Origin of the sequence: Streptomyces sp. NPDC126510, assembly GCF_040302345.1 — a bacterium.
Lineage (GTDB): Bacteria > Actinomycetota > Actinomycetes > Streptomycetales > Streptomycetaceae > Streptomyces.
This window is the reverse complement of sequence record NZ_JBEORR010000002.1, coordinates 310,922-323,859: the sequence shown is the minus strand read 5'-3', so window position 1 is coordinate 323,859 and position 12,938 is coordinate 310,922. Positions and strand designations below refer to the sequence as shown.

13 protein-coding genes are annotated in these 12,938 nt (G+C 72.2%); 7 read left to right on the top strand and 6 right to left on the bottom strand.

Going from position 1 to position 12,938, the window contains the following annotated elements:
- Window positions 1-277 precede the first annotated feature (277 nt).
- The 7 genes from ABTX60_RS03400 (at window position 278) to ABTX60_RS03370 (ending at window position 6,805) form a co-directional block, all read left to right on the top strand.
- Window positions 278-1,045: a DeoR/GlpR family DNA-binding transcription regulator gene (locus tag ABTX60_RS03400; protein WP_352095389.1), complete on the top strand. Its 768-nt coding sequence runs from the start codon at window positions 278-280 to the stop codon at window positions 1,043-1,045.
- 79 nt (window positions 1,046-1,124) lie between these two features.
- Window positions 1,125-2,498: an ABC transporter substrate-binding protein gene (locus tag ABTX60_RS03395; protein ID WP_352095388.1), complete on the top strand. Its 1,374-nt coding sequence runs from the start codon at window positions 1,125-1,127 to the stop codon at window positions 2,496-2,498.
- On the top strand, window positions 2,495-3,436 hold the full coding sequence (locus ABTX60_RS03390) for a carbohydrate ABC transporter permease (protein WP_352095387.1): 942 nt from the start codon (window positions 2,495-2,497) through the stop codon (window positions 3,434-3,436). The genes ABTX60_RS03395 and ABTX60_RS03390 overlap by 4 nt, the downstream gene beginning before the upstream one ends.
- Complete coding sequence (locus tag ABTX60_RS03385) at window positions 3,433-4,257, top strand: carbohydrate ABC transporter permease (protein WP_352095386.1); 825 nt, start codon at window positions 3,433-3,435, stop codon at window positions 4,255-4,257. The genes ABTX60_RS03390 and ABTX60_RS03385 overlap by 4 nt, the downstream gene beginning before the upstream one ends.
- The gene (locus ABTX60_RS03380) at window positions 4,254-5,243 is read left to right on the top strand and encodes a zinc-dependent alcohol dehydrogenase family protein (protein WP_352095385.1); all 990 of its coding nucleotides are present in this window, start codon (window positions 4,254-4,256) and stop codon (window positions 5,241-5,243) included. Before ABTX60_RS03385 ends, ABTX60_RS03380 begins: the two co-directional genes overlap by 4 nt.
- 71 nt (window positions 5,244-5,314) lie before the next feature.
- Complete coding sequence (locus tag ABTX60_RS03375) at window positions 5,315-5,536, top strand: hypothetical protein (RefSeq protein WP_352095384.1); 222 nt, start codon at window positions 5,315-5,317, stop codon at window positions 5,534-5,536.
- 63 nt (window positions 5,537-5,599) lie between these two features.
- On the top strand, window positions 5,600-6,805 hold the full coding sequence (locus tag ABTX60_RS03370; protein ID WP_352095490.1) for a TerD family protein: 1,206 nt from the start codon (window positions 5,600-5,602) through the stop codon (window positions 6,803-6,805).
- A 58-nt stretch (window positions 6,806-6,863) separates the two neighbouring features.
- On the opposite strand, the gene ABTX60_RS03365 is transcribed toward ABTX60_RS03370, so the two are convergent.
- From ABTX60_RS03365 to ABTX60_RS03340, 6 genes are all read right to left on the bottom strand, one after another.
- Entirely contained in the window at window positions 6,864-7,439 is a 576-nt protein-coding gene (locus tag ABTX60_RS03365) for a TetR/AcrR family transcriptional regulator (protein WP_352095383.1), read from the bottom strand.
- A 206-nt stretch (window positions 7,440-7,645) separates the two neighbouring features.
- The gene (locus tag ABTX60_RS03360) at window positions 7,646-8,683 is read right to left on the bottom strand and encodes a LacI family DNA-binding transcriptional regulator (protein ID WP_352095382.1); all 1,038 of its coding nucleotides are present in this window, start codon (window positions 8,681-8,683) and stop codon (window positions 7,646-7,648) included.
- Window positions 8,684-9,055: 372 nt separating this feature from the next.
- Window positions 9,056-9,460: a VOC family protein gene (locus tag ABTX60_RS03355; RefSeq protein WP_053670698.1), complete on the bottom strand. Its 405-nt coding sequence runs from the start codon at window positions 9,458-9,460 to the stop codon at window positions 9,056-9,058.
- Window positions 9,461-9,539: 79 nt separating this feature from the next.
- Window positions 9,540-10,556, bottom strand: coding sequence for a 1-aminocyclopropane-1-carboxylate deaminase (locus tag ABTX60_RS03350; RefSeq protein ID WP_352095381.1), 1,017 nt, complete (start codon window positions 10,554-10,556; stop codon window positions 9,540-9,542).
- Window positions 10,557-10,584: 28 nt separating this feature from the next.
- A complete protein-coding gene (locus ABTX60_RS03345; RefSeq protein ID WP_352095380.1) occupies window positions 10,585-11,226 on the bottom strand; it encodes a GntR family transcriptional regulator in 642 nt (213 codons plus the stop codon).
- 92 nt (window positions 11,227-11,318) lie between these two features.
- Complete coding sequence (locus ABTX60_RS03340) at window positions 11,319-12,920, bottom strand: TROVE domain-containing protein (protein ID WP_352095379.1); 1,602 nt, start codon at window positions 12,918-12,920, stop codon at window positions 11,319-11,321.
- Window positions 12,921-12,938: the final 18 nt, after the last annotated feature.

Sequence of the window (12,938 nt, the reverse complement as noted above, 5' to 3'; positions counted from 1 at the left end):
CCCGCAGGCATGTCCGGGCACGTACCGTGCCCTGGTCGTAGGCGCGGCAGCGCCACGCCCAGGGGCGCGGGGAACTGCGCGACCAGCCACGACGAACCCGCGGCCGCCACGTCACCGCACCACCCGAGCTCATGGGCCCGTCCCGCCCGAACGGGCATACGCGGGCAGCATCGGGCCCGGATCAGGCCTGGTCACCGCACCCCACCCCCTGTAGAACTTCCCCATGGCCCGACCGAGGGCCCGAACGGGCAGCGCGGCAGGAAGGCGGGTGACGGCCATGAACAGGACCGCGGAAGAACGGCAGCGCGAGATCGTGCTGGCCGCACGCCGGGACGGGGCCGTCGACGTCACCGCCCTCGCCACCGAACTGGGCGTGGCCAAGGAGACCGTACGGCGGGATCTGCGCGTCCTGGAGGACCACGGCCTGCTCCGCCGCACCCATGGCGGCGCCTACCCCGTGGAGAGCGCCGGCTTCGAGACCACGCTCGCCTTCCGCGCCACCAGCCACGTCCCGGAGAAGCGCCGGGTCGCGGCGGCCGCGGCCGACCTGCTCGGCGACGCCGAGACCGTCTTCGTCGACGAGGGCTACACCCCGCAGCTCATCGCCGAGGCGCTCCCCCGGAACCGGCCGCTGACCGTGGTCACCGCGTCCCTGCCGGTCGCCGGCGCCCTCGCCGAGGCCGAGCACGTCTCCGTCCTGCTGCTCGGCGGCCGGGTGCGGCGCGGCACCCTCGCCACCGTCGACCACTGGACGACGAAGATGCTCTCCGGCTTCGTCCTCGACCTGGCGTTCATCGGCGCCAACGGCATCTCCCGCGAGCACGGCCTCACCACCCCCGACCCGGCCGTCAGCGAGGTCAAGGCACAGGCGATCCGGGCCGCCCGGCGCGTGGTCTTCGCAGGCGTGCACACCAAGTTCGGAGCGGTCAGCTTCTGCCGGTTCGCCGAGGTCGGCGCGCTGGAGACGATCGTGACGAGCACCCTGCTCCCGGCCGCCGAGGCCCACCGCCACTCGCTGCTCGGTCCGCAGGTCCTCCGCGTCTGACCCACCCCCCTCGCCTCCCACCAGGCGCGACCGCGCCCTGGCATGCCCCTTATCTCCCCATACCTCCCAGGAGCGATCCATGCGAACCCAGAGCCGACGACGGCCACCGCGAGCCCCGCTCGCCCTGGCCGCCGCAGGGACGCTGCTCGCCCCGCTGCTGTCCGGCTGCTGGGTCGGCGCGGGCGGGGCCGGCTCCGGCGGCGACGCCATCAACGTCCTGATGGTCAACAACCCCCAGATGGTCGAGCTGCAGAAACTGACCCGCGCCCACTTCACCGAGGAGACGGGCATCGAGGTCAACTTCACGGTCCTGCCCGAGAACGACGTCCGCGACAAGATCAGCCAGGACTTCGCCAACCAGGCCGGCCAGTACGACGTCGCCACGCTGTCCAACTACGAGATACCGATCTACGCCCGCAACGGCTGGCTGCACGAGATGAACGGCTACGTGGCGAAGGACCCGGCCTACGACGAGCAGGACGTGCTCAAGCCGATGCGCCAGTCCCTCACCGCGGACGACGGCAAGCTCTACGGCCAGCCCTTCTACGGCGAGTCGTCGTTCCTGATGTACCGCAAGGACGTGTTCGAGAAGAAGGGCCTGACGATGCCCGCGCACCCCACCTGGCGGCAGGTGGCGGACCTCGCGGCCAAGGCCGACGGCGCCGAGCCCGGCATGAAGGGCATCTGCCTGCGCGGCCTGCCCGGCTGGGGCGAGGTGATGGCCCCCCTCACCACGGTCGTCAACACCTTCGGCGGCACCTGGTTCGACAAGGACTGGAAGGCACGGCTCGACTCCCCCGCCTTCGAGAAGGCGACGAAGTTCTACGTCGATCTGGTGCGCACGCACGGCGAGTCCGGCGCCGCCCAGTCCGGCTTCGCCGAGTGCCTCAACAACATGACCCAGGGCAAGGTCGCCATGTGGTACGACGCCACCTCCGCGGCCGGCTCCCTGGAGGCGGCCAAGTCCCCGGTCAAGGGCAGGATCGGCTACGCCCCCGCCCCCGTCGAGAAGACCGAGTCCTCCGGCTGGCTCTACACCTGGGCCTGGGGCATCCAGAAGGCCTCCCGCAACCCGGACGACGCCTGGAAGTTCGTCTCCTGGGCGTCCGGCAAGGGCTACGAGCAGCTGGTCGGCGACCGGGTCGGCTGGTCCGACGTCCCCGCCGGCAAGCGGGCATCGACGTACGCCAACGCCGCCTACCGCAAGGAGGCCGGTGCCTTCCAGGAGATGACCAAGGAGGCCATCGAGAAGGCGCGGCCGAACGATCCCGGCGTCCAGCCGCGGCCCGCGCCCGGCATCCAGTTCGTCGGCATCCCCGAGTTCACCGACCTCGGCACCAAGGTCTCCCAGGAGATCAGCGCGGCCATCGCCGGACGCCAGTCCGTCGAGTCGGCCCTGAAGAAGTCACAGGCGCTCGCCGAGAAGATCTCCGAGGAGTACGAGGGACGATGACCGCCACGACCACGGCCCCCGTGGCCTCTCCCGGGATACCCGCCCCGGCCCGCCGCCCCTCCGCCCGGCTGCGCGACTGGGCCACCCGGGCCCCGCTGCTCCCCGCCCTGATCTTCATGGTCGTCGTCACCCAACTGCCCTTCGTGGCGACGCTGGTGATCTCCTTCTTCGACTGGAACTCGCTCTATCCGGACGCCCGGCACTTCACCGGCCTCGACAACTACCGGGAGGTCCTCACCGACGCGGACCTGCGCCACTCGGTGTGGACGACCGTCCTGCTGACGGTGGCGGTGGTGCTGGCCAGTCTGGTGCTGGGACTAGCCCTCGCCCTGCTGCTGGACCGGAGGTTCCGCGGCCGGGGCATCGTACGGACGCTGCTGATCGCTCCGTTCCTGGTGGTACCGGTGGCAGCGGCCCTGCTCTGGAAGCATGTGCTCTACAACCCTGAATACGGCCTGCTCAATGGGTTGTTGCACTACGTGGGTGGCCCCCAGCCCGACTGGATCTCCACCACCCCGCTGCTCGCCGTCGAGGCGGCCCTCGTCTGGCAGTGGACACCGTTCATGATGCTGATCCTGCTCGCGGGCCTGCAGAGCCGCGACCACGAGCAGGTCGAGGCGGCCCGGGTCGACGGCGCGAGCGACTGGCAGATCTTCGTCCACCTGACCCTTCCGCATCTGCGCCGCTACCTCGAACTGGGCGCCCTGCTGGGCTCGATCTACATCGTCCAGAACTTCGACGCGGTCTTCACGATCACGTCCGGCGGCCTCGGCACCGCCAACCTCCCCTACACCGTCTACCAGAGCTTCTACCAGGCCCACGAGAACGGCCTCGCCTCGGCCGCGGGCGTCCTGGTGGTCATCGGCTCGATCGTCATCGCCACCTTCGCCCTGCGCGTGGTGTCGTCCCTGTTCCGCGAGGAGGTGTCCCGCGCATGAGCGTCGTACGCCGTAACGGCCTGGGCCTGCTGGCCTGGCTGGCCGGGATCGTGTTCTTCCTGCCCATCGCGTGGATGGCGCTGACGTCGTTCCACTCGGAGTCCGACGCCGCGACCAACCCGCCGTCCTTCGCCGCCGCCCTGACACTGGACGGCTACCGCGAGTTCTTCGGCACGGGCGGCGGCGCGAGCCCCTGGCCGGCCCTGATCAACTCCACGGTCGCGTCCGTGGCCTCGACGCTGCTGGTCCTGCTGCTGGCCTTCCCCGCGGCGTACGCGCTCTCGATCAACCGCGTCCGCAAGTGGACGGACGTCCTGTTCTTCTTCCTCTCCACCAAGATGCTGCCGGCCGTGGCGGGTCTCCTCCCGGTCTACCTCTTCGCCAGGAACGCCGGGATGCTCGACAACATCTGGCTGCTGGTCGTCCTCTACACGTCCATGAACCTGCCGATCGCGGTGTGGATGATGCAGTCCTTCCTCGCCGAGATCCCGGTGGCGGTGATCGAGGCGGCGAAGGTGGACGGGGCCCGCTTGCCCACGATCCTCGCGCGCGTGGTCGCCCCGATCTCCCTCCCGGGTATCGCCGCGACGGCGCTGATCTGCTTCATCTTCAGCTGGAACGAGCTGCTGTTCGCCCGGGTGCTCACGGGTGTGGTCGCCGAGACCGCCCCCGTCTTCCTGACCGGCTTCATCACCAGCCAGGGCCTGTTCCTGGCGAAGGTGTGCGCCGCGTCGCTCGTCATCTCCCTGCCGGTGCTCGCCGCGGGGTTCGCCGCCCAGGACAAGCTGGTCCAGGGCCTGTCGTTGGGAGCCGTGAAATGAAGGCCGCCGTCATCGAGTCCGTGGGCAAGGCCGTCGTCGCCGAGATCCCGGACCCGACGCCAGGGCCGCGCGAGGTCGTCGTCGAGGTCGCCGCCTGCGGGCTGTGCGGAACCGACCTGCACATCCTGCAGGGCGAGTTCGCCCCGAAGCTCCCGATCGTGCCCGGGCACGAGTTCGCCGGCGAGGTCGTCGGGGTCGGCACACAGGTCACGGAGGTGGCGGTGGGCGACCGGGTCGCCGTCGACCCGTCCCTTTACTGCTACGAATGCCGCTACTGCCGCACCGGCCACAACAACCTCTGCGAGCGCTGGGCGGCGATCGGCGTGACGACGGCCGGCGGGGCGGCGCAGTACGCGCTCGCCCCGGTGGCGAACTGCGTGAAGCTGCCCGAACACGTCCGCACCGAGGACGCGGCGCTCGTGGAGCCGTTGTCCTGCGCGGTGCGCGGCTACGACGTGCTCCGCTCCCGCCTCGGCGCGCACGTGCTGGTCTACGGCTCCGGCACCATGGGCCTGATGATGCTGGAGCTGGCCAAGCGCACGGGCGCGGCGAGCGTGGACGTCGTCGACGTGAACCCGGCCCGGCTGGAGACGGCCCGCCGCCTCGGTGTCTCGGCGTCGGCGGCGACCCCCGACGAACTGGACCGCCCGCAGGGCTGGGACCTGGTCGTCGACGCCACGGGCAACGCGGCGGCGATCCAGGACGGGCTGGACCGGGTGGCGAAGGCGGGCACGTTCCTGCAGTTCGGCGTGGCCGACTACGCCACCCGCGTGACGATCGACCCGTACCGTATCTACAACCAGGAGATCACCATCACGGGTTCCATGGCGGTGCTGCACAGCTTCGAGCGGGCGGCGGAACTCTTCGCGGGCGGTGTTCTCGACCCGGAGGTCTTCATCAGCGACCGCATCCCGCTGGAGCGGTACCCGCAGGCGCTGGAACAGTTCGCGGCGGGGGTCGGCCGGAAGATCGTGGTCGTGCCGTAGGCCCCCGGGGCGGGGCGGGGGGCGGACGAAATTCGGTGGGGCGTCCGCCCCCGCCCCCCTACGCTCACGGCATGCCACGACCTCACGGATTCACCTACGAGCAGCACGCGGGCGGAAGCGTCCGCATCAGCCACCACGGCCACCCCGCCACCACCCTGAACGGCCCCCGGGCCGCGCGGTTCCTCGCCGAGGTCGAGGCCTCCGACCCCCAGCTGGTCATGGCCCGCTGGACCGGCAACTACAAGCGCGGCAACGAACGCACCGCCCGGGCCCACCCCCGCAATCGCCGGTGACCCGATTGGCCTGAGGTAAGGGAACGGCAAAACCGCCTCGCTCGTTCACCCGGCATGACAGCTATGACCCCCGGCTCGAACATCCCCCTGTCCGCCGCCCGCGTGACGGTGGACGTCGCCGCCCCGGTGCGGCTCGACGTATCGGGCCTGCTGCTCACCGCCGACGGCAAGGTGCGCTCCGACGACGACTTCATCTTCTACAACCAGCCGTCGGGCCAGGGTGTGACATACCGCTCGGGCGGCGGCAGCGCGCCCGACGCGATCGTGGTCGACACGACGGCCCTCCCGCCCGGCATCGAGAAGATCGTCGTCACGGCCAGCCCGGACGCCGCGGGCCAGACGTTCCAGGGCATCGAGCCGACGGCCACGATCCGCAACGCGGACGACGGCTCCGTCCTGGCCTCGTTCACGCCGCCGCAGCTCGGCAGCGAAACAGCCCTGGTGATCGTGGAGGTGTACCAGCGCAACGGCCAGTGGAAGGCCCGCGCCGTCGGCCAGGGATACGCCAACGGCCTCGCCGGCATCGCCACGGACTTCGGGGTCACGGTGGAGGAGCCGGCCGCCGCCGCCCCGCCCCAGCCGGTGACGCCGCCGCCGCCGGCCCCGGTGCAGCCGCCCGTGGCCCCGCCGGTCGCCGCCCCCACCACTCCCCCGGCCCCGGCCACGCCTCCCCCGCCCGCGCCCGGCGCCGGGAAGATCAACCTCGACAAGGGCCGTGTCAGCCTCCAGAAGAACCAGACGGTCTCCCTGATCAAGGGCGGCCGCCCTCTGCTCTCCCAGGTCAGGATGGGCCTCGGCTGGGAGCCGGCGTACCGCGGCAAGGACATCGACCTCGACGCCTCGGTCATCGCCTACGGGCCGCAGCGCAACCACATCGACAGCTGCTACTTCGGCAAGCTCCAGATCGTGGGCGGCGCCATCCGGCACTCCGGCGACAACCTCACGGGCGAGGGCGGCGGTGACGACGAGACGATCATGGTCGACCTCGGCCGCCTGCCGCAGGAGGTCACCGGCCTCGTCTTCACGGTGAACTCCTTCTCCGGCCAGAAGTTCACGGAGGTCGCCAAGGCCTACTGCCGTCTCCTGGACGGCACGACCGGTGAGGAACTGGTCCGCTTCGACCTCACCAGCGCCGAACCGCAGACGGGCGTGCTGATGGCCAAGCTGATCCGCCAGTTCTCCGGCGAGTGGGAGATGACGGCCCTGGGTGACTTCGTGAAGTCCCGCACGGTCAGGGGCATGGTGAAGCCGGCGGCACAGGCCCTGTAACCCACCGCACCGGCCTCCGTGGACGCCCCCCTCACCAGGGGGCGTCCGGCTCACCGCATCAGCGGCGCCTTGCCTCCAGCCCCTCCAGCAGCAGCGTCAGGTAACGCCGGAGGTGCCGGCCCTCCCCGTCCGCCAGTTCCGACGCCGTCGCCATCCCGTGCGCCAGCCGCAGCACATCGACCGGCTCGACGTCCGCCCGGAGTGTGCCCGCTTCCTGCGCCGCCCGGACCAGCCGCCCGGCCGCGACCTTGACCGCGTCGCCGCACGCCGTGGTCACACGGGAGCCCGAGTCCGTGACGGCCGGTCCCAGCAGCGCCTTCAGCCCCCGCATCCGGATCATCCCGGCGCCCAGCTCGTACAGCCACTCCGTCAGCGCCTCGCCCGGCGGCAGTTCGGCCGCGAGCACGCCGGCCCGGGCCGCGATCGCCTCGATCCGGTCCAGATAGGCGGCCTCCAGCAGCGCCTGCCGGGTCGGGAAGTGCCGGTACAGCGTGCCCGAACCGACCCCGGCCCGCTTGGCGATGTCGTCGAGGGACGCACCCTCCCCGTGCTCGGCGAACGCCTCCACGGCGACCGTCAGCAACCGCTCGTAGTTGCGCCGGGCATCCGCCCGCATGGGCCTGACCTGCGCCACGCGACCACTCCTCATCACCGGGGCTCTCTGCGCACCTTACCGAGAACGGCCCGGTCCCCCTGCCGGCCGGAGGCCCCGCGAGACGGGCACCGCGTCCGCCCCGGACGCGCCACCGCGACACCGGAACGTACCGGAGAAGGGGCGCCACCACACGCCCACGCCCGTCCGGCGGGGCCGCTCCACCCGGCGGCGGGACGACCGGGACGTCAGGCGGATTCGCGCACCACGAGTTCGGGTGTCACCCACGCGTCCGCACCGCGCAGCGGCTCCTCGCCCGCGCGCAGCCGGGCCACCTGTTCCACGGCGAGCCGCCCGAGTCGCCGCTTGTCGATGTGCAGGGTGGTCAGGGCGGGGTCCACCAGCTCGCCCAGGGAAAGACCGTCGAAGCCCAGCACGGCCAGGTCGGCCGGAACGCTCCGGCCACGGCGGCTGGCGGTGCGCATCGCCCCGATCGCGATCAGGTCGTTGAAGCCGAACACGGCGGTGATCTCGGGCCGCGCGGTCAGCAACCGCTCCATGCCCGACTCGCCGCCCGCCACGCTGTGTTCGGGACACACCACGACCCACCCCTCGTCGACGGGCAGTCCGAGCCGCCGCGCCTGCTCCAGGAAGGCCTGTCTGCGGGGGCTCGGGCCGTGCACGCCGTCCAGCATGCCGATCCTGCGGTGTCCCGCGTGGAACAGATGGCCCATGCCCTGCTCGACACCGGTGGCGGCGTCGATGCCCACGGCCGCGAACCGGGTCTGCTGCGGGCCGCGCTCCAGCAGCACCAGCGGTACGCCCCCGAGGTGCCGGGCGAGGACGTCGTCCGGGTCCCTGAAGTACCCCACGACCGCGTCCGCCTGGTGGGAGAGCACGTCCAGCGCCTCCCGCTCCCGGGCCTCGTCGATCCGGGAGTCCCACACGACGACCTGCCAGCCGCGCCGCTCGGCCGCCTCCAGCACCCCGGCGGCCACTTCGGGGAAGAAGGGGTTGCGCAGGTCGGGGATGACCAGGCCGGCCGTCACCGCGCCCTTCTGGACGAGTCCGCGCGCGAACCGGCTCGGCCGGTAGTCCAGGAGCCGCGCCGCCTCCAGGACCCGCTCCTTGGTGCCGGGGTCGATCTCACCCTTGTCGTTGACCGCCCGGGAGACCGTCTGGCGTGACACCCCGGCCAGGCGGGCGACGTCGTGGATCGTGGCCCGGCGCCGGGCACCGTCGGGCCGCTCCGCACTCGGCTCCGCACGCTGATTGTCCGTCCGCACGCTCAGCACTGTATCCGGCACCGCGGCCGACCCGGCAGGGGCAGCCGGACGCGTGCCGGCCCTCATGGACGACGCACGGCCCGGCCCGAGAGGGACGACGCAGGGGCAGCCGGACGGGTGCCCGCCCCATGGGCGACGCTCCCACCGGCCGGCACCCGCGTACGGCGAGAAGGGGCCGTGTCGGGGGGTGTCGGCCCGCAGCGGTTGGCGCGTCAACGCACAGTCAGTCGGTAAGGGGGTCCATCGCGCCGTTCCGAGGACGGACACCCCCCGGCGCGGCCCCGACCCACCACCCGGCGACAGCGCCGCGACCCACCGCCCGCAGCCGGCCGATCACCCCGGCCCGACACCCACCACCCCCGGCAACCCCCGTCAGTCACCCAGCTCGGTGAACAGCGTCAGCTGAAGAGCACCCGGCGCTTCGAGCCGGGAGTTCAGGGAGTTCCACGGGGTGCGCGTCGGCTCGGCGACGACCTCCGCTCCGGCGGCGGCCAGCTTCGCCGTCGTGGCGGCGGAGTCGTCCACCTCGAAGGCGACCCGGATGTGCCCCGCGACCCTCCGCCCCACCTCGACGTCGTCGATGAACGCCGCGTGGTTCGGGTCGGTCAGCTCCAGGGTGGCCCGCCCCGCCTCCAGGATCGTGACCCGCCCGTCCTCCGAGGCGAAGGCCCCCCGCTCGGGCAGACCCAGCACGTCCCGGTAGAAGTGCAGCGCGGCGTCGTAGTCCTCCGCGGTGACCACGAGGCGGAGTTCGCGAACGGCTGGCTCGTCGGACATGACTGCTCCTCAACGGGTGTCGTTTGAGCACGACAACCCGACACCAGCCCGGATGATTCCGGGGCCGGCCGGACGGAGGTCAGAACAGCGCGCTGTACGCGTTCAGCGCCGGCTGCCCGCCCAGGTGGGCGTAGAGCACCACGCTGTCGCGGCCGATCTCGCCGCTCGACACGAGGTCGACCATCCCGGCCATCGACTTGCCCTCGTAGACGGGGTCGGTGACCATCCCCTCCGTACGGGCCGCGAGCCGCATCGCCGCCAGGGTGGGTTCGTCGGGGATGCCGTAGACGCCCGCGTGGTACCGCTCGTCGAGTTCGACGTCCGCCTCGGTCAACTCCCGCCGGACGCCGATCAGCCGCCCGGTGCCGTGCGCGATCCGGGCGATCTGGCTGCGGGTCGCGGCCGGTTTCGCCGAGGCGTCGATGCCGAGCACGCGCCGGGGCCGCCCGCCCGCCTCCTCCAGTGCGGCGAACCCGGCGACCATGCCGGCCTGGGTCGACCCGGTCACCGAGCACACCACGACGGTGTCGAAGAAGACGCCCAGCTGCCGCTCCTGCTCGGCGACCTCGTACGCCCACCCGGCGAATCCGAGCCCGCCCAGCGGGTGGTCGGAGGCGCCGGCCGGGATGGCGTACGGCTTCCCTCCGGCCTCCTCGACCTCCCTGAGCGCCTGCTCCCAGCTCTCCTTGAAGCCGATGCCGAAGCCGGCCCGCACCAGCCGCACATCGGCCCCGGCGAGCCGGCTGATCAGGATGTTGCCGACCTTGTCGTACACCGCGTCGGGCCAGTCCACCCAACTCTCCTGGACCAGGACACACTTAAGCCCGGCCCGGGCGGCGACGGCCGCGACCTGGCGGGTGTGGTTGGACTGCACGCCACCGATCGACACGAGGGTGTCGCAACCCTGGGCGAGGGCGTCGGCGACCAGGTACTCCAGTTTGCGGGTCTTGTTGCCGCCGTAGGCGACACCGGAGTTGCAGTCCTCGCGCTTGGCCCACAGGGACGCGCCGCCGAGGTGCGCGGTGAGCCGCTCCAGACGGTGGACGGGCGAGGGCCCGAAGAGCAGGGGGTAACGCTCGTACGACGAAAGGGACATGGGTCGTCCTCCCTGGTGGGGGTCGGTCTCAGTCGGCGAGCTCCTCGAGCCCCCGCCAGATCTCCGCCGTGACGAGGAGTGCCGCGGCCGTGTCACCGGCCGCGCAGGCCTCGATCAACCGCTCGTGCAGACCGGCGGAGCGGCAGCTGCCGCCTTCTCCGAAGCGGCGCCGCTCCAGGCGGCGGATGAGCGGCGTGTAGCGGGCGACGGTCGCGGCGGCGGCACGGTTGCCGCTCACCCGGACGAGGACGTCGTGCAGTTCGTCGTCGGCCCGCAGGGCCCCGTCCACGTCCCCGGAACCCACGGCGGCGGCGAACCGTTCGTTGGCGGCCCGCATCGCCGTGATGTCCGCGACGCCCAGCCGGGGCACGGCCACCCGTGTCACCAGCTCGTGCAGGGCGCCGACCACGGCGGCGGCGTCCCGCACGTCGGCGGTCACCAGCGGGGTCACCCGGGTGTAGCTCTGCGGCTTGCTCTCCAGCAGCCCGTCGTCCACCAGCCGGGAGAACGCCTCCCGCACCGGCGCCCGGGACAGCCCCAGCCGCTCCGCGAGGTCGGCGTCCCGCACCACCGCGCCGGGCTCGATCTCCCCGGCCACGATGGCGTCCCGGATCGCCGCGTACGCCCGGTCCCTGAGCAGGGTCCGGGGCACGGGCCGGATGGCTTCCATAAACTGAAATGTTAGATGTCAGCACCGGGTGCCACAAGGGTGCGCACAGGACCGTGGCCCGCACTCCCCACGCGGTGCGGGCCACAGCCCCCTCAGGCCACCGAGCCGCCTCGGGCCACCCAGGGCCAGTCGGCGTCCCGGGAGGCCTCGATCAGCGGAACCATCCGGAAAGCGGCGTCCGAGAGCCCTCCGAACGTGTGCCGGTTACCCCTGCCCGACGGACCGTGGCCCGCCCGGTATCCCGCGAGGTTCCAGGTGTAGACCGGCACGGCGGCCGGGATCTGCTCGGTCGGGCCGCCCCGGTGGTGGTGCGTGTACTGCTCGTCGGTGACGATCAGCACCCGGTCGTGCTTCGTGTAGTGCCGGCGCACCGCCTCCGTGGTGTCGGTGCCGCCCAGGTCGCCGAAGCGGTCGAGGACCTTCAGCACCGACTCGCCCGGGCGGAACGGCACACGGTTGCTCGTCGAGCCGAACTCGACCAGGTCCGCGCTCTCGGCCCGCAGGGCCAGCGCCGTACCGAAGATCGCCGCCGCGTCGGCCCGGTTGAGCTCAGAGCGGTCGGACAGCGCCGACCAGAACATCGAGCCCGAGCGGTCGACGAGCACCAGCGTCCGGCCGGGTAGCGCCGGCACGTTGGCCAGCGAGTGGCCGAGTGCCCGCTCCAGCGCGTACGACCAGCGCAGCGACGGCGCGTGCCGGTACGCGGCGAGGTAGCGGAAGGGGAACTGCCGCGAGCGCGCGACCTCCGCCGGGTCGCTGATCCGCGCGGCGACCCGCTCGGCCACCTCGTCCGAGACGCCGGCCTCGTCGAAGTTCCGCAGGTTCCGCACGAGCGCCATGGTGCCCATGGACGGGATCACGGCCTCCCAGGCCGCCTTGTCCATCGGCCCCTGCAGCCAGCCCGCCAGCGCCTCCCAGGTCATCCCGGCCCCGGTGAGCCGCTCGGCGCCGCCCTCGGCGGTCACGACCGCACGCCGTTCCCCGACGGGCAGCGCCATGAGCTCGCGGTGCGCGGTGAGGACGCGGTCCGACGCGGGCGGCACGGCGGTGTCCGGGTGGTGCCGGCGGTCCAGGGCGTAGCGGAACAGCTCGCCCTGCCACGGCTTGTCCGGGTCCGGGACCGCGTGCACGAGGTTGAGGATGTCGCCGAAACGGTAGCCCTGGGAGGCGGTGTCGTACTTCAGCAGCGCCTTGCCGTGATAGAGGCGACGCACGGCGTCGGCGATGCCGCGCTTGACCGGCTTCGGCACGTTGCGGCCGTACATCGCGGTCCAGTACGCGAGCAGTTCGCCGGGCTCGTCGGGCCGCTGCAGGACGGAGGCGACGACCTGCCGGTTGGACGGGCCGTCGGTGGCGCCCGCGTCCAGGCGAGCCTTGACGTACTCGGCGGCGCCGACGACCGAGGCGGTGCGCAGGTTGCCCGCGCCGCGCAGCCAGCCGAGCAGGCCGGCCGTCCACTCCGGGTCGGTGACGGCGAGTTCGCGTACGAGCCGCTGGAACCGGTCGTCGCGGTCGTCGCCGGTCTCGTAGAAGGTCTGCTGGGAGACGAAGTGGGAGAGGGCGAGCAACAAGAGCTCGGAGCGGGCGTCCCGCTCATGGCCCAGGCCACCCTCGTACGTCCGCAGTACACGCCCCGTGGACGTCACGCGCGAGACGGGACGCGCACGTGCTGCCTTGGCATTGAATCGCGCCATGGTGAATTCCCCCGAATT

Coding starts and splice junctions, on each gene's coding strand:
- ABTX60_RS03400 (WP_352095389.1), top strand. CDS start 278: ATGAACAGGACCGCGGAAGAACGGCAGCGCGAGATCGTGCTGGCCGCA.
- ABTX60_RS03395 (WP_352095388.1), top strand. CDS start 1,125: ATGCGAACCCAGAGCCGACGACGGCCACCGCGAGCCCCGCTCGCCCTG.
- ABTX60_RS03390 (WP_352095387.1), top strand. CDS start 2,495: ATGACCGCCACGACCACGGCCCCCGTGGCCTCTCCCGGGATACCCGCC.
- ABTX60_RS03385 (WP_352095386.1), top strand. CDS start 3,433: ATGAGCGTCGTACGCCGTAACGGCCTGGGCCTGCTGGCCTGGCTGGCC.
- ABTX60_RS03380 (WP_352095385.1), top strand. CDS start 4,254: ATGAAGGCCGCCGTCATCGAGTCCGTGGGCAAGGCCGTCGTCGCCGAG.
- ABTX60_RS03375 (WP_352095384.1), top strand. CDS start 5,315: ATGCCACGACCTCACGGATTCACCTACGAGCAGCACGCGGGCGGAAGC.
- ABTX60_RS03370 (WP_352095490.1), top strand. CDS start 5,600: ATGACCCCCGGCTCGAACATCCCCCTGTCCGCCGCCCGCGTGACGGTG.
- ABTX60_RS03355 (WP_053670698.1), bottom strand. CDS start 9,460: ATGTCCGACGAGCCAGCCGTTCGCGAACTCCGCCTCGTGGTCACCGCG.
- ABTX60_RS03350 (WP_352095381.1), bottom strand. CDS start 10,556: ATGTCCCTTTCGTCGTACGAGCGTTACCCCCTGCTCTTCGGGCCCTCG.
- ABTX60_RS03345 (WP_352095380.1), bottom strand. CDS start 11,226: ATGGAAGCCATCCGGCCCGTGCCCCGGACCCTGCTCAGGGACCGGGCG.
- ABTX60_RS03340 (WP_352095379.1), bottom strand. CDS start 12,920: ATGGCGCGATTCAATGCCAAGGCAGCACGTGCGCGTCCCGTCTCGCGC.